13 protein-coding genes and 1 tRNA gene are annotated in these 14,440 nt (G+C 74.6%); 6 read left to right on the top strand and 8 right to left on the bottom strand.

The genetic code is table 11. The annotated features are described in order from the left end of the window. Window positions 1-102 precede the first annotated feature (102 nt). Both V9U69_RS11475 and V9U69_RS11470 read right to left on the bottom strand, forming a co-directional pair. Window positions 103-1,224, bottom strand: coding sequence for a DUF3616 domain-containing protein (locus V9U69_RS11475; protein ID WP_337061947.1), 1,122 nt, complete (start codon window positions 1,222-1,224; stop codon window positions 103-105). A gap of 118 nt (window positions 1,225-1,342) precedes the next feature. After that, window positions 1,343-1,415 (bottom strand) — tRNA-Gly (locus V9U69_RS11470). A 219-nt stretch (window positions 1,416-1,634) separates the two neighbouring features. On the opposite strand from V9U69_RS11470, the gene dnaK reads away from it, so the two are divergent. The 4 genes from dnaK (at window position 1,635) to V9U69_RS11450 (ending at window position 5,749) form a co-directional block, all read left to right on the top strand. After that, window positions 1,635-3,503 (top strand): molecular chaperone DnaK, encoded by a 1,869-nt coding sequence (dnaK, locus tag V9U69_RS11465; protein WP_337061946.1) that lies wholly within the window; start codon window positions 1,635-1,637, stop codon window positions 3,501-3,503. Then, window positions 3,503-4,111, top strand: a complete 609-nt coding sequence (gene grpE / locus V9U69_RS11460) for a nucleotide exchange factor GrpE (RefSeq protein ID WP_337061945.1) — start codon at window positions 3,503-3,505, stop codon at window positions 4,109-4,111. Before dnaK ends, grpE begins: the two co-directional genes overlap by 1 nt. 49 nt (window positions 4,112-4,160) lie before the next feature. Next, a complete protein-coding gene (locus V9U69_RS11455; protein ID WP_442907736.1) occupies window positions 4,161-5,213 on the top strand; it encodes a DnaJ C-terminal domain-containing protein in 1,053 nt (350 codons plus the stop codon). Window positions 5,214-5,368: 155 nt separating this feature from the next. Then, window positions 5,369-5,749: a heat shock protein transcriptional repressor HspR gene (locus V9U69_RS11450; protein WP_442907738.1), complete on the top strand. Its 381-nt coding sequence runs from the start codon at window positions 5,369-5,371 to the stop codon at window positions 5,747-5,749. A 10-nt stretch (window positions 5,750-5,759) separates the two neighbouring features. On the opposite strand, the gene V9U69_RS11445 is transcribed toward V9U69_RS11450, so the two are convergent. The 4 genes from V9U69_RS11445 to V9U69_RS11430 form a co-directional block, all read right to left on the bottom strand. Next, the gene (locus V9U69_RS11445) at window positions 5,760-7,370 is read right to left on the bottom strand and encodes a histidine kinase N-terminal 7TM domain-containing diguanylate cyclase (RefSeq protein WP_337061943.1); all 1,611 of its coding nucleotides are present in this window, start codon (window positions 7,368-7,370) and stop codon (window positions 5,760-5,762) included. 147 nt (window positions 7,371-7,517) lie between these two features. Continuing rightward, entirely contained in the window at window positions 7,518-7,844 is a 327-nt protein-coding gene (locus tag V9U69_RS11440; protein WP_337061942.1) for a hypothetical protein, read from the bottom strand. A gap of 28 nt (window positions 7,845-7,872) precedes the next feature. After that, the gene (locus tag V9U69_RS11435) at window positions 7,873-9,534 is read right to left on the bottom strand and encodes a sodium:solute symporter family protein (RefSeq protein WP_337061941.1); all 1,662 of its coding nucleotides are present in this window, start codon (window positions 9,532-9,534) and stop codon (window positions 7,873-7,875) included. 183 nt (window positions 9,535-9,717) lie between these two features. Continuing rightward, a complete protein-coding gene (locus V9U69_RS11430; RefSeq protein ID WP_337061940.1) occupies window positions 9,718-10,632 on the bottom strand; it encodes a LysR family transcriptional regulator in 915 nt (304 codons plus the stop codon). A 90-nt stretch (window positions 10,633-10,722) separates the two neighbouring features. Here V9U69_RS11430 and V9U69_RS11425 point away from each other — a divergent pair, with 90 nt between their 5' ends. Further along, a complete protein-coding gene (locus V9U69_RS11425) occupies window positions 10,723-11,907 on the top strand; it encodes a hypothetical protein (protein ID WP_337061939.1) in 1,185 nt (394 codons plus the stop codon). 19 nt (window positions 11,908-11,926) lie between these two features. Here the strand turns inward: V9U69_RS11425 and V9U69_RS11420 are convergent, their stop codons facing one another. Both V9U69_RS11420 and V9U69_RS11415 read right to left on the bottom strand, forming a co-directional pair. Further along, window positions 11,927-12,916 (bottom strand): ABC transporter substrate-binding protein, encoded by a 990-nt coding sequence (locus tag V9U69_RS11420; protein WP_442907737.1) that lies wholly within the window; start codon window positions 12,914-12,916, stop codon window positions 11,927-11,929. An 85-nt stretch (window positions 12,917-13,001) separates the two neighbouring features. Continuing rightward, window positions 13,002-14,096 (bottom strand): magnesium and cobalt transport protein CorA, encoded by a 1,095-nt coding sequence (locus tag V9U69_RS11415; protein WP_337061937.1) that lies wholly within the window; start codon window positions 14,094-14,096, stop codon window positions 13,002-13,004. Window positions 14,097-14,243: 147 nt separating this feature from the next. Here V9U69_RS11415 and V9U69_RS11410 point away from each other — a divergent pair. After that, window positions 14,244-14,440, top strand: a 197-nt coding sequence (locus V9U69_RS11410; RefSeq protein ID WP_337061936.1) for an RpiB/LacA/LacB family sugar-phosphate isomerase, incomplete at its 3' end; no start/stop codon positions are given.

The raw sequence follows: 14,440 nt of genomic DNA, 5'->3' as shown, positions 1-14,440 counted from the left end.
CCCCCCCCCCCCCCCCCCCCCCCCCCCCCCCCCCCCCCCCCCCCCCCCCCCCCCCCCCCCCCCCCCCCCCCCCCCCCCCCCCCCCCCCCCCCCCGCGCCCGCTCAGGCCGGCGGCAGGTCCCACACGTCGGCGAGCATCCCGCCGTCCCCGGTGTGCCGGGCGGCGGCGGGGGAGTCGAGCACGACGAGCAGCTGCTCGCCGTGGCCGGTGCCGTGGGCGCCGGGCGGCAGGACGGCGATGCCCTCCGGGTGGTCCTCGCCGCGCCCGTGCGGCAGCTCCAGCACCACGGGCAGCTCGTCGGGGCGCACGACCTCGGCGCCGCCCGCGGCGCAGGCGCCGATCCAGCGGTGCACGCGCACCGGCCCGGACAGGCTCATCGACGGCCCGGCGAGCACGAGCAGGTCCTCCCCGTGCGGGCAGAGGTCCCGCACTCCGAGGCCGTCCAGGTCCAGCAGGTGCAGGCGGTAGCGCTCGCCCTTGCCGGGGCCGTCGCCGAAGCGGGTGAGCTCCAGCCGGTCCGGGTGGTCGGGGTGGGTCTCCGGGCGCACCTCGACGACGACGGCCCAGCCGCGCAGCACGGGGCCGCGGAAGCCGACGTACAGGCGCAGCTCGCCGTCGTCGCGGTGGTGCACGGCGATGCCCTCGACGTCCACGCCGTTGTCCTTGCTGGGGATGCGCAGGAACGGGGCGATGAGGTCGTCGTCGTCCAGGGCGTCGGTCAGGGCGTCGCCGTGGGCGCCGAGCACGGCGGCGGTCAGCTCCTCGCCGTCGACCTCCACGCGGCGCGCGGGCAGGCCGGTGGCGGGGTCGATCGGCAGGCGCACCAGGACGTAGCGGTTGTCCTCGCGCACGACCTTGCCCAGGCGCTTGCGGGCCTTGGCGTCCGAGTCGTGGTCGCGGATCTTCTTGCGCTTGAGGCTGTGCGAGCCGATGGCCCACAGCCAGGGGCCGTTGCGGGCGATGCCCTCCAGGTCGGCCTCCTCCTCGGCGCCGGCCGGCAGGTCGACGAGGTCGGCGAGGTCCACGGTGACCTGCTCGGCGTAGCCGGTGACCTCGCCGTCGGCGGAGCGCTGCGCGGTGAGGCGCTCGACGGTGGCGGTCTCGTCGCCGGCGACCCACAGGTGCTCGCCGTCGGTGCGGACGGCGGAGAGGTTGGTGTGGGTCTCGCCGGCGCGGGAGGCGGTGGAGAAGCGCAGCGGCAGCTGCCGCACGGGGGAGTTCACCCGCCCGACCCTAGTGAGGGTGGCGGCCACTGCGCCGGGGGTTCGCGCCGGGGGACCGGTGCCGGGACGGCGGACGCCCCCGGGTCCGGTGACCCGGGGGCGTCCGAGGTGCTCGCTGAGCGGACGACGGGACTCGAACCCGCGACCCTCACCTTGGCAAGGTGATGCGCTACCAACTGCGCTACGTCCGCACGCCCCGCTGCTCCGGCCGGGGCCGGTCCTGCGTGGCTCGTAGACCTTAGCCCACTCCCGGACCGGTTCCGAACCGGTCCGCGGGCACGGGAACACGGGCGCCACCCCGGTAGTTGAGCCGGGTGGACTCAAGTGAGGTGACTCCCGGGTTGACAGATCCGGCGCGGTCGGCAGACTTGAGCGCAGAAGGCTCAACAGCGAAGAGGGGATTCACCACCATGGCACGTGCGGTCGGCATCGACCTCGGTACCACCAACTCCGTCGTCTCCGTCCTGGAGGGCGGCGAGCCGACGGTCATCGCCAACGCCGAGGGTGGGCGCACGACCCCGTCCGTCGTGGCGTTCGCCAAGAACGGCGAGGTCCTGGTCGGCGAGATCGCCAAGCGCCAGGCCGTCACCAACGTGGACCGGACCATCCGCTCCGTCAAGCGCCACGTCGGCACCGACTGGACCGTCGAGGTCGACGACAAGAAGTACACGCCGCAGGAGATCAGCGCCCGCGTGCTGCAGAAGCTCAAGCGCGACGCCGAGTCCTACCTGGGCGAGGCCGTCACCGACGCGGTCATCACCGTCCCGGCGTACTTCTCCGACGCCCAGCGCCAGGCCACCAAGGAGGCCGGCGAGATCGCCGGCATGAACGTCCTGCGCATCATCAACGAGCCCACCGCGGCCGCGCTCGCCTACGGCCTGGACAAGGGCAAGGAGGACGAGCTCATCCTCGTCTTCGACCTCGGCGGCGGCACGTTCGACGTGTCCCTCCTGGAGGTCGGCAAGGACGAGGACGGCTTCTCCACCATCCAGGTGCGCGCCACCTCCGGCGACAACCACCTCGGCGGCGACGACTGGGACCAGCGCATCGTCGACCACCTGCTGAAGAAGGTGCAGGGCAGCTACGGCATCGACCTGTCCAAGGACAAGATCGCGATGCAGCGCCTGCGCGAGTCCGCGGAGCAGGCCAAGAAGGAGCTGTCCACCGCGACCAGCACCGGCATCTCCCTGCAGTACCTGTCGATGACGGAGAACGGCCCCGTCCACCTGGACGAGCAGCTCACCCGCGCCCAGTTCGAGCAGATGACGCAGGACCTGCTGGACCGCACCAAGGCGCCGTTCCACTCCGTCATCAAGGACGCCGACGTCAAGCTCGCCGACATCGACCACGTCGTGCTCGTGGGTGGTTCCACCCGCATGCCCGCGGTGACGAACGTCGTCAAGGAGCTGACCGGCGGCCGCGAGCCCAACAAGGGCGTGAACCCGGACGAGGTCGTCGCCATCGGCGCCGCCCTGCAGGCCGGTGTCCTCAAGGGCGAGCGCAAGGACGTCCTGCTCATCGACGTCACCCCGCTGTCCCTGGGCATCGAGACCAAGGGCGGCATCATGACCAAGCTCATCGAGCGCAACACGGCCATCCCGACCAAGCGCTCGGAGGTGTTCACCACCGCCGACGACAACCAGCCGTCCGTGCTCATCCAGGTGTTCCAGGGCGAGCGCGAGCTGGCCCGCGACAACAAGCCGCTGGGCACGTTCGAGCTCACCGGCATCGCGCCCGCCCCGCGCGGCGTGCCGCAGGTCGAGGTCACCTTCGACATCGACGCCAACGGCATCGTGCACGTGTCGGCGAAGGACCGCGGCACCGGCAAGGAGCAGTCGATGACCATCTCCGGCGGCAGCGCGCTGTCGAAGGAGGACATCGAGCGCATGGTCAAGGACGCCGAAGCCCACGCGAACGAGGACAAGCAGCGCCGCGAGGAGGCCGAGGCCCGCAACCAGGCCGAGAGCCTCGTCTACCAGACGGAGAAGTTCCTCGCCGACAACGCGGACAAGCTGCCCGCGGACGGCAAGGAGGAGACCGAGAAGGCCGTCGCGGAGCTGAAGAGCGCCCTGAACGGCACGGACGCGGCCGAGATCAAGGCCAAGACCGAGGCCGTGGCACAGGCCAGCCAGAAGCTGGGTTCGGCGATGTACGCGCAGGCGCAGGGCGAGGGTTCCCCCGCCGGTGACGCGGGCGCCTCGGCCGGCCCCGACTTCACCAAGCCCGCCGACGAGGACGTCGTGGACGCCGAGGTCGTCGACGACGAGAAGGACAAGTGATGTCGGAGGAGTTCCCCGAACCGACCGTCGTCCGCGACCGCCGCCGCATCGACCCGGAGACGGGCCAGCTGCGCGAGCCGGCGCCCGCCGCGGAGCAGCCCGCCGAGGGCGAGCAGGCACCGGCCCAGCAGCCCGCGCCGACCGTGGGCGGCCCGGACGACGGTGCCGCCGACGCGGAGCTCGAGGCCGCCCAGGCCCTCGCGGCCCAGCGCCTGGAGGAGCTGCAGCGCCTGAACGCCGAGTACGCCAACTACCGCAAGCGGGTCGACCGCGACCGGGACGTGGCGAAGAACGCGGCGCTGAGCAGCGTCGCGGAGGCGCTGCTGCCGGTGCTGGACGACGTGCACCTGGCCCGCCAGCACGGCGACCTCACCGGCCCGTTCTCGGCGATCGCCGAGAAGCTGGAGGCGACGCTGGGCCGGTTCGGCCTGGAGCGCTACGGCGAGAACGGCGAGCCGTTCGACCCGGCGGTGCACGAGGCGCTGATGCACAGCCACTCCGACGAGCACGAGGTCGCCACCTGCGTGCAGGTCCTGCAGCCGGGCTACCGGTTCGGCGAGCGGGTGCTGCGGCCGGCGCGCGTCGCGGTGGCCGACCCGCAGGGGTGAGTTCCACGGGGTTTCCGAGGATCGACAGCAGAGGGAGGAGGGGACGCCGGTGAGCATGCAGGACTGGGCCGAGAAGGACTTCTACGCGGTCCTCGGCGTCTCCCACGACGCCGACGCCGCGGAGATCAAGAAGGCGTACCGCAAGAAGGCGCGCACGCTGCACCCGGACGCCAACCCGGGTGACGCGGCGGCCGAGCAGCGGTTCAAGGAGGTCGGGGAGGCGTACGCCGTCCTGTCCGACCCCGAGCAGCGCCGGCAGTACGACGGCGTGCGCGCCATGGTCGGCGGCGGCGCCCGGTTCTCCGCCGGCGGTGCCGGCGCACCGGGCGCCGGGGCGGGTTTCGAGGACCTGCTCGGCGGGCTGTTCGGGCAGGGCCGGGGAGCCCCCGGCGGGGTCCGCTTCGGCACCCCCGGCGGTGCCGGCGCACCGGGCGCCGGGGCGGGGTTCGAGGACCTGCTCGGCGGGCTGTTCGGGCAGGGCGGGGCGGGTGGCCAGTTCGGCGGCCCGTTCGGCGGACCGCCGCCGGCGGCGCACGGGCAGGACCTCGAGGCGTCGGCGCGGGTGTCGTTCCGCGCCGCGCTGGACGGCGCCACGGTCGCGCTGCGGGTCCCCGACCCGCGCGGCGGGCCGGCCCGCACCGTCAACGCCCGCCTGCCGCAGGGCGTGCGGGACGGGCAGAAGGTGCGCCTGCGCGGCAAGGGGATGCCCGGCCCGGGCGGTGCGGCCGGCGACCTGCTCGTCACCGTGCACGTCGAGCCGCACCCGGTGTTCACCCGGGAGGGCGACGACCTGCGCATGGTGCTGCCGGTCTCGTTCGACGAGGCCGTGCTCGGCGCGACCGTGGAGGTGCCCACCCTGGACGGCTCCACCGTCCGGGTGAAGGTGGCTCCCGGCACGCCGTCGGGCCGCACGCTGCGCCTGAAGGGCCGCGGCGTGAAGCGCTCGCGGGCCGGCGACGAGCGGGGCGACCTGCTGCTGACGGTGGAGGTCGTGGTGCCGCAGCGCGTGGACGGCGCGGTGCGCGAGGCGGTGGAGGCCTTCGCGAAGGCCACCGCCGGCGAGGACCCGCGCGCCGGTCTCGCCGAGCGCGCCCGCAGCTGACCGCGGCGGTCGTGAGCAGGTCCGCGGGGGCCGTGCCCGGGAACGGGCGCGGCCCCCGCGGGGTCGGACGGGACACCGGGGAGGTGGAGGGCGTGCACGACCACGACGAGGACGCGGCGGTGTTCGTCATCTCCGTGGCCGCCGAGCTGGCGGGGATGCACCCGCAGACGCTGCGGCAGTACGACCGGCTCGGCCTGGTCTCGCCCAGCCGGGCGCGCGGGCGCGGGCGCCGCTACTCCGTGCGCGACATCGCGCAGCTGCGCGAGGTGCAGCGCCTGTCGCAGGAGGACGGGGTGAACCTCGCCGGCATCAAGCGGATCCTGGAGCTGGAGAACCAGGTCACCGCGATGGGCCGGCGCATCGAGGCGCTGGAGGCCGAGATCGACCTGGTGCGCCAGCAGGCGCGCCGCATCTTCGCCGCCGGGATGGCCGGCGACATCGTCGCCACCCCCGTCGGCAAGCGCCCGCCGTCGCCGCAGCGCTCCACCGCGCTGGTGGTGTGGCGGCCGGAGCGCACCGGTCGCTCCGCGCGCTGAGGCGCCCCGCTCACCCCGTGCCCGCGGGCTCCGGCAGGCCGCCGGCCGCGACCACCCGGTCGCGGCCGGCGGCCTTCGCCGCGTACAGGGCGCGGTCGGCCGCCGCCAGCAGCGAGCGCGCGTCCGCGCCGTGCCCCGGGTGCCCCGGGTGCACGGCGGTGCCGATGGAGACGGTGGGGCGCACCACCCGCCCGTCGCCGACGGGGACGGCGAGGCGGGCGCAGGCGACGCGCAGCTCCTCGGCGCGCTCGCGCACCGCCGGCTCGTCCGCACCCGGCAGCAGCACGACGAACTCCTCGCCACCCGTGCGGGCGGCGGTGTCCTCCAGCCGCACCGTGCGGGCCAGGGTGCGGGCGATCGCGACCAGCACCTCGTCGCCGGCGGCGTGGCCGTGGGTGTCGTTGACCGCCTTGAAGCGGTCGACGTCGAGCACCAGGACCCCCAGGGGCGTGCCCTCGCGCGCGGCCGCCTCCAGCGCGGCCTCGAACGCCGGCTCCAGGAACCGCCGGTTGTGCAGACCGGTCAGCGGGTCGCGCACGGACTCCTCCTGCAGCTGCGCGCGCAGCCGCTCGACGAGCGCGAGCTGCTCCTGCAGGTGCCGGTGCGTCTCGACCTGGTCGGTGACGTCGCGGGCGACGACGACGCGGCCGAGGGAGCGGTCGCGGTCGTCGGTGAGGGCGGTGATCCGCACGTCCAGGTGCAGGCCGGGCACGTACTCGACGCCGTAGCGCGCGTGCCCGCCCGGCAGCTCCGCCAGCGCCCGGGCGCTGAGGAAGGAGCGGGCGGGCAGGCCCACGGGGTCGGGCAGGTCCGGCCGGGCGCCGGCGAGCATCGCGCGCCCGGCGGCGTTGACGTCGACGACCGCCCCGCCGGCGTCCACGACGACCACCGCGTCGGCGACCGTCTCCAGCACCGCCTCGCGGGCGACGGGCACCACCCGCAGCAACCCCTGGCGCAGCACGGCGCGGGCGCTGACGAGCGCGGTCACCGTGAAGCACAGCGGGGTGATGTCCTGCCCGGTGAACAGGTGCGGGTTGCTGATGTTGACCACGTTGCCGAGCAGCGGTGCGGAGGCGGCCACGAGCACGCTGGTGACCTGGCGGCGCACGACGGCGTGCGAGCGGCGCCAGGCGCGCACGAGGTGCCCGACCCCCACGGCCAGCACCCCGTAGCACCAGGCGGTGTGCGCCCAGAACAGCGGCCCGTACACGACGGCGAAGTGCGGCGGGTCCCCGACGTAGCCGGTCGAGGTGAAGAACAGGTGGTGCCACGGGTCGGTGGCGACGGCGCTCAGGACGAGCAGCGGCACACCGGTGAGCACGGCCACCTGGCGGCGGGTGGGCCGGTGGTGCGGGTCGTCGATCGTGCGCGCCAGCAGGTGCAGGCCGACCACGCACCCCAGGACGCCGACGAACGTGACGTAGGTGGCGCTGCGGTGCACGAGCACCGGCAGGTGCAGGTGGACCGGCGCGTTGCCGGCCGACCACAGGGCGAGGGCTGCGCAGACCCCGGCGAGCGCGGTGGCGGCCGGGGTGGCGCGCCGGTGGTGCCAGGCGATGAGGGCCGTGGTCGCGCTGAGCGCCGCCGAGACGGTGAACGCGACGGCCAGCAGGTCCTGCACCGTCCCTCCCCGTCCTTCCGCGGACGCGTGACCCGGTCGTCCGCGCTGCGCACGGCATCGGCACGCCCCGCACGGCGCTGGAGCCCGGCTGCGCCGTCCGGGTGACGGCGCGACCGGGCTCCGGGGAGGTTCAGCGCGGGGTTCGGCTCACTCGACGCGGGGGGAGGGCTCCCCGTGCCCGGGCACGAGCTCGCTCACGGGCCGCGGCGAGCGGCGCGCCCACAGGAAGAACGCGACCGCGACGACGAGCATCGGCGCACCGGTCCACAGGTTGATGCTGATGCCGGCGGCCTGCGCGCGGTCCTGCTCGCCGTTGAGGAGCCCCAGGACGACCAGGACGGCGCCGTACACGGCGAACACGACACCGATGATGTTGCGCAGGTCGAAGCGGCGCGCGAAGCGCACCGCGCGGCGGTCGGCCTCCGTGAGGCCGGACAGGTCATCGCTCGCCTGCTGGTTCGCGTGCTGGCTCACGGCGTCTCCTCGGCGGGGTTCGGGACGGTCACAGGAACGGCAGGTACAGGACGACGCACAGGACGAGCGCCACGGCGCCCAGCAGGGCGGGTGAGCGGTACCAGGCGGTGTCGCCGGCGACGTGGTCGCCGGCGACGTCGATGGTGCCGACGCCCTGGACGAGCCCGCCCAGTTCCTCCTCGGGCTTGGGCCGGGTGAAGGCCGAGACCACCACGGCCACCACGACGACGGACACGAAGCTCCAGATGGAACCCCACATCGTCTCGGCCAGCGCGGACCGGAAGCTCAGGACGTCGGTGGTGTAGAGCACGTAGATGGTGACCGGCACGGCCAGGCCCACCAGGTAGGACCACAGCCCCGCCTTCGGCGTGATCCGCTTGAACAGCAGACCGAGCAGGAAGACCGCGAACACCGGCGCGTTGAAGAACGAGAAGAGCGCCTGCATGTAGTTCATGATGTTGCTGAACCCGGCGGCGATGAACGCCGTGGCCACGCCGGTGAGGACGCCGACGACGGTGACGGCCCGGCCCACCTTCAGGTAGTACCCGTCGGGCATGCCGGGCTTCACGTAGTCCTGCCACAGGTCGTAGGTGAAGACCGTGTTGAAGCTGGAGACGTTGGCCGCCATGCCGGCCATGAACGCGGCCAGCAGGCCGGTGACGGCGACGCCGAGGACGCCGGTGGGCAGGTACTCGCCGATGAGGGCGGGGATCGCGTCGTTGTAGGTGGGGCCGCCCGCGGAGCCGAGGCCCTGCACGGTGACGACGGCGATCATCCCGGGGATGATGATGACGAACGGGATGAACAGCTTCGGGAACGCCGCGATGAGCGGGGTGCGCCGGGCGGCGGACATGTTCCGCGCGGACAGGGCGCGCTGCACCTCGGCGAAGTTCGTGGTCCAGTAGCCGAAGCTGACGACGAAGCCGAGACCGAGCACGAGGGCCAGCCAGTCGGCTCCGAGGGGGTTGGTGACGTCGCCGATGCCGGTGCCGGACCAGGTGTGCAGGTGACCCTCGCCGACACCGGCGGCCACCTTCTCCTGCAGACCGTCCCAGCCGCCGACGGCCTTCAGGCCCACGACGGTGAGCGGGATGAGGCCGGCGGCGATGACGAAGAACTGCAGCACCTCGGTGTAGATGGCGCTGGAGAGGCCGCCGAGGGTGATGTAGGCGAGCACGAACACGGCCGAGACCAGGATGGCGAACCAGGACGGCCAGCCGAGCAGGGCCTCGATGACCAGCGACATCGCGTAGAGGTTGATGCCGGCGATGAGCAGGCTGGAGACGGAGAACGCGATCGCGTTGGCGACGTGCGCTCCGGGGCCGAAGCGCCGGCGCATGTACTCCGGGACGCTGCGGACCTTCGAGCCGTAGTAGAAGGGCATCATCACCAGGCCCAGGAACACCATGGCCGGGACGGCGCCGATCCAGTAGTAGTGCATCGTGCCGATGCCGTACTCGGCGCCGTTGGCGGCCATGCCGAGGATCTCGGTGGCGCCGAGGTTGGCGGAGACGAAGGCCAGCCCGGTCATCCAGGCCGGCATGGATCGCCCGGACAGCAGGAAGTCCAGGCTGGTGCGCACCTGGCGCCGGGCGATGAGCCCGATGCCGAGCACGACGACGAAGTAGAACAGGAGCATGCCGTAGTCCACGGCGCCCATGTCGAGCCGGAGATCGGCGGCGGTGCGCATGCGAACGTCCTCGCAGGAGTGGATCGGAGGGCCCGCGGCGAGCAGGCCGTCGGTTACCTCACCACACTTCCTTCGCGGACGCGAAACCGGGGTCCCCCGTCCGCCCCACCCCCGGGTGATCCACCCCGCCCCACGGTGATCAAGGAAGTTGTCACTTCCTTGATCACCGTGGGAGGAGGGCGGTCAGCGGGGGGAGCGGGTGGCGATGCCCAGCAGGTCGGCGGCCGGGCCGGTGGGGCGCTGGCCGCGGCGCCAGGCGGCGCGCAGGTCCCGGCCGAGGTCCAGCCCGGCCACGGCCACGGCGACCAGCCGGCCGGTGCGCAGCTCGTCGGCGACGGCGAGGTCGCTCAGGACGGCCGGTCCCGCCCCTGCCAGCACCGCGGAGCGCACGGCACTGGTCGAGGACAGCTCCAGCAGCGGTGCGGCGGGTTCCAGGCCCGGTGGGGTGGCGGCCAGCGCGGCCTCCAGCGAGGCGCGGGTCCCCGAGCTCGGTTCGCGCTGCACCAGCCGGGCCGTCGCCAGTTCCGGTGCGGTCAGCGGGCGGCGGCGCCGCGCCCACGGGTGGCCGGGCGGCACCACCACCCGCAGCTCGTCGCGGCCCACCACGCGCCCGGCGAGGCCCGCCGGCAGCCGCGGGCCCTCCACGAAACCGAGGTGCGCCTCGCCGGCGAGCAGCCGCCGCGTCACCTCCTCGGTGTTCACCGCGTCCAGGCTCACGCGGGTCGCCGGTTGCTCGGCGGCCAGCCGCGCCAGCCAGCGCGGCAGCAGGTGCTCGGCCACCGTCAGGCTGGAGGCGACGCGCAGGTGCGAGCGCCGAGCGCCGCGCAGCGAGGCGACGCCGGTGTCGAGGACCTCCGCCGCGGAGAGCACGTCGCGCGCCCACTCCACGAGCAGCGCGCCCTCGCGCGTCGGCAGGGAACCGCGCGCGGTCCGCTCCAGCAGCGGGAACCCCACGAGCCGCTCCACGCGCCGCAGGCGGGCGCTGGCCGCCTGCTGGCTGGTGCCGAGCTCGCGCGCCGCCGCCCCCACGCTGCCGGTCGTGGCGACGGCCACCAGCAGCTGCAGCGCCTCCAGGTCGGGCACGCGCGGGGAGAGCACCCCGGCACGCTAGCGCCCACAACCGCCCGTTGTGGGTGCACAACCCGCCGCTCCCTACCGGTCCGGTGCCGGCGGCACGAGGGTGAGGGGGTGCCCGACCTGAGGACCCGCCCGGACGTCACCGCCCCCGCGCCCCGCCCGCCGCAGCGGCCCGGCGCCCGCCCCCGGTGGCTGTTCCCCGCCCTGGAGCGGCCCGCGGACGCCGTCGCGCACCTGACGCCCGGGTGGTTCACGTGCGTCATGGGCACCGGGGTCGTGGCCAACGCGGCCGTCGTGCTGCCCGTGCAGGTGCCCGGGCAGCGCGCGTTCGCCGCCGCGGTCTGGTCGCTCGCCGCCGCGCTGCTGGTGCTGCTGCTGGTGGCCACCGCGGCGCACTGGCTCCGGCACCCCGCCACCGCGCGCGCCCACCTGGCGCACCCCGTCGTCAGCCACACCCACGGCGCGCCCCCGATGGCCCTGGTGACCGTGGGGGCCGGGGCCCTGCTGGTCGGTGCTGACGTCGTGGGCCCGCACGCCGCGGTGGTCCTCGGCGCGGTGCTGTGGGGCGCGGGCACCCTGCTGGGGCTGGTGTGCGCGGTGGTGGTGCCGTGCACCGCGTTCACCCGGCGCGAGGACCGCCCCGGCGCGGTGCCGGACGGGTGGCCGGTGTCGGCCGGGTGGCTGGTGCCGGTGGTGCCGCCGATGGTCTCGGCGGCTGCCGGGGCGCTGCTGGTGCCGCACCTGCCGGACGGTCAGGCGCGCCGGACGCTGCTGCTGGTGTGCGCGGCGATGTTCGGCGTCTCGCTGCTCGCCAGCCTGCTCGTGCTGCCGCTGCTGTGGGGGCGGCTGGCGCACCACGGGGTCGGTGCGGCGGCGGCCGTGCCGGCGCTGTGGCTGGTGCTCGGCCCGCTGGGGCAGTCGGTGACCGCGGCGGGGTTGCTGGCCCGCAGCGGCCACGGCGCGCTGCCGGAGCGGTTCGCGGCGGTGGTCGACGCGGCCGCGCTGCTGTACGGGGTGCCCTTGTGGGGTTTCGCGCTGCTGTGGGCGGCCGTCGCCGCCGTCCTCACCGCCCGCGCGGTCCGCGGCGGCATGCCGTTCGGCCTGACGTGGTGGAGCTTCACGTTCCCCGTCGGCACCGTCGTGACGGCGACCAGCGGCCTGGCGCAGCGCACGGGGCTGCCGCTGCTCGCGGTGGCCGCCGTCGCGTTCTACGGGGCCCTGCTCGTGGCCTGGGCCACGGTCGCGGTGCGGACCCTGCGGGGGGCCGTGGACGGCCGGCTGCTGCTGCCGGCCTGAGCCCGCGGCCCCGCCGGGTTCAGGCGCCCAGCGCCTGCGCGAACAGCGGGACGGCCTCGTCCAGCGCGTAGCCCAGGCCCAGGGTGGTGCCGCTGGAGAAGGCGGACACGATCGCGGCGTCGTCGAGGACGACCACGCGGCCGTCCTGCGCGGCGGGCAGCGCCTGCACCACCGGGTCGGCGGTGATCTCCTCCGCGGACAGCCCGATGGGGAACAGCACCACGAGGTCGGCGTCCAGCAGGGAGAGCTGCTCGGCGGACAGCGACACCGAGAAGCTGTCGCTGGGCAGCTCCTGGACCGCGGGGTTCTGCACGAAGCCCAGGGACGTCATGAAGTCGACCCGGCTGTCGCCCTCGACGTAGGCGCCCCAGCCGCCGGAGTAGTACGTGCCCACGGTGACGGTCCTGCCGGCGAACTCCGGGTGCGCGGCGGCCACCTCGTCGAAGCGCAGCTGCAGGGCGGCGGCGAGCTCGTCGCCCAGGTCCTCCTTGCCCAGCGCGGTGGCCACCAGGGCCAGCTGGTCCTGCCACGACGTGCCGTAGGGGATGCTCGTGCCCGGCGGCGGGCCGACGGTCGTGGCGATCTCGGTGAGGTTCTCGTTCTTCGCGGGGTCGTTGTCGCTGCGCGTGTTGAGGATCAGGTCCGGCTGCAGCGCGGCGACCGCCTCGTAGCTGAGCTCCAGGGTGCCGAGCTGCTCGGGGGTCTGCGTGACGAGGTCGTCGGCCCACGGGCCCACGCCGTCGCCGCCGAACGCGAGCCAGTCGGAGGTGCCGACGACCTGGGTGCCCAGCGCCAGGCACGTCTCGGCGTCGCCCCAGCCGAGGGCGACGACCCGCTGGGGGTCCTCGGGCAGCTCCACGGTGCCGAACAGCGTCTCCACGGTGCGCGCCGCCTCGCCCGTGCCCGTGGCGGCCTCGCCCGCGCCGGTGCCGGACTCCGAGGAGCAGGCGGTGAGCGCCGCCAGCCCGGCGGCGGAGGTGCCGGCGAGGAGGGAGCGGCGGGAGGGCAGGGACACGGGGGCTCCGATCGGGAAGGGCAGGCTCACCTTGCTGGGATCGAGCGTAACCGACGGGGGAACCGGGGCCGGGCGGCCGTCACAACCACTCCTTGGCGCGCAGCACCAGGTACAGGCTCGTGCAGGCGGCCACGATGACGCCGAGCACCACGAAGTACCCGTACCGCGTGGACAGCTCGGGCATGTGCTCGAAGTTCATGCCGTAGATGCCGGCGATCGCGGTGGGGACCAGGGCGATCGCCGCCCAGGCGGAGATCTTGCGCATGTCCTCGTTCTGCTGGGCGCTGACCCGGTTCTGCCGCACGCCGACCTGCGTCAGCTGCGCCTGCAGGATGTCGGTGAGCAGCCGGTCGTAGCCGTCGATGGCGTCGGCGGCGCGCAGCAGGTGGTCCAGCACGTCGCGGTAGTAGGGGCGGTCGCCGTCCGCGGCGCTGCCCAGGCCCCCGTCGACGATCTGCTGCACCGGGGCCACGAGCGGCACCACGGCCCGCTTGAACTCCAGCACCTCCCGCTTGAGCTTGTAGATGCGCTCGGAGTGGTCGTCCTCCCCGCCGCCGAAGACCTTCTCCTCGATCTCCTCCACGTCGATCGCGATGCCCTCGACGGCGTCGCCGTAGCCGTCGACCACGCGGTCGAGCAGCCGGTACAGCACGTGCCCGGGACCGTGCGGGCAGCCGTGCTCGCCGGGGTCGTCCCCGGGTCCGCGCTCCACCTCGGCGCGCACGTCGGCCACGACGCCGGACTCGCCGTGCCGGACCGTGAGCAGGAAGCCGTCGCCGAGGAAGACCGCCACCTCGCTGACGGCCACGACCTCCTCGTGGTCGACGTAGCGCACCGGCTTCAGGACCGCGAACGTCAGCTCCGGGTACTGCTCGAACTTGGGGCGCTGGTGGGCGGTGATGGCGTCCTCGACGGCCAGCTCCGGCAGGTCGAAGAGGCGCTGCAGCCGCTGCAGGTGCCCGGTGTCGGCGCCGTGCAGGCCGATCCACAGGAAGCCGCCGCCGGCGCGGGCCTCGTCCAGGGCGGCGCCCGGGGCGTCCACCCGCTGCGGTGGCCGCCCCGGCAGGTACAGCTCGCACCGCACCACCGGCAGCCCGGACAGGGCCCCCGGTCCGGCGGGGCGCGCACCGGGGCCTGCCGGGCGCTGGGGACGGGCGGGCGGCTCGGGCGGCACGGGGGACCTCCATCGGGACGTGGGGACGGGTGTGCGGGACCAGTGCACCACCCGCCGCCCACCGCGGAGGGGCGGCGGGTGGAACACCGGGGCGGCAGCGGTGTTGAACCCCGTGGACACCGAGAGCCCCAGGACGAGGAGAGCACCGTGAGCGAAACCTCCCAGAACCCGCAGTGGCGCGTCGTCGTGGCCGCCGACGACGCCGGCCTGTCGTACAAGGAGGCCATCAAGGCCGACCTGGAGGAGGACCCGCGGGTGAAGGAGGTCATCGACGTCGGCGTGAACGGCGACGAGGGCACCGCGTACCCGCACGTGGCCGTGGCCGGCGCCCGCAAGATCGCCGC

It is taken from the genome of Kineococcus sp. G2, from assembly GCF_037154035.1.
Classification (GTDB): domain Bacteria; phylum Actinomycetota; class Actinomycetes; order Actinomycetales; family Kineococcaceae; genus Kineococcus.
This window is presented reverse-complemented; position numbering and strand designations above follow the sequence as displayed.

Excerpts from the sequence above, each read along its gene's own strand:
- dnaK (WP_337061946.1), top strand. The coding sequence starts at position 1,635 with ATGGCACGTGCGGTCGGCATCGACCTCGGTACCACCAACTCCGTCGTC.
- grpE (WP_337061945.1), top strand. The coding sequence starts at position 3,503 with ATGTCGGAGGAGTTCCCCGAACCGACCGTCGTCCGCGACCGCCGCCGC.
- V9U69_RS11450 (WP_442907738.1), top strand. The coding sequence starts at position 5,369 with ATGCACCCGCAGACGCTGCGGCAGTACGACCGGCTCGGCCTGGTCTCG.
- V9U69_RS11435 (WP_337061941.1), bottom strand. The coding sequence starts at position 9,534 with ATGCGCACCGCCGCCGATCTCCGGCTCGACATGGGCGCCGTGGACTAC.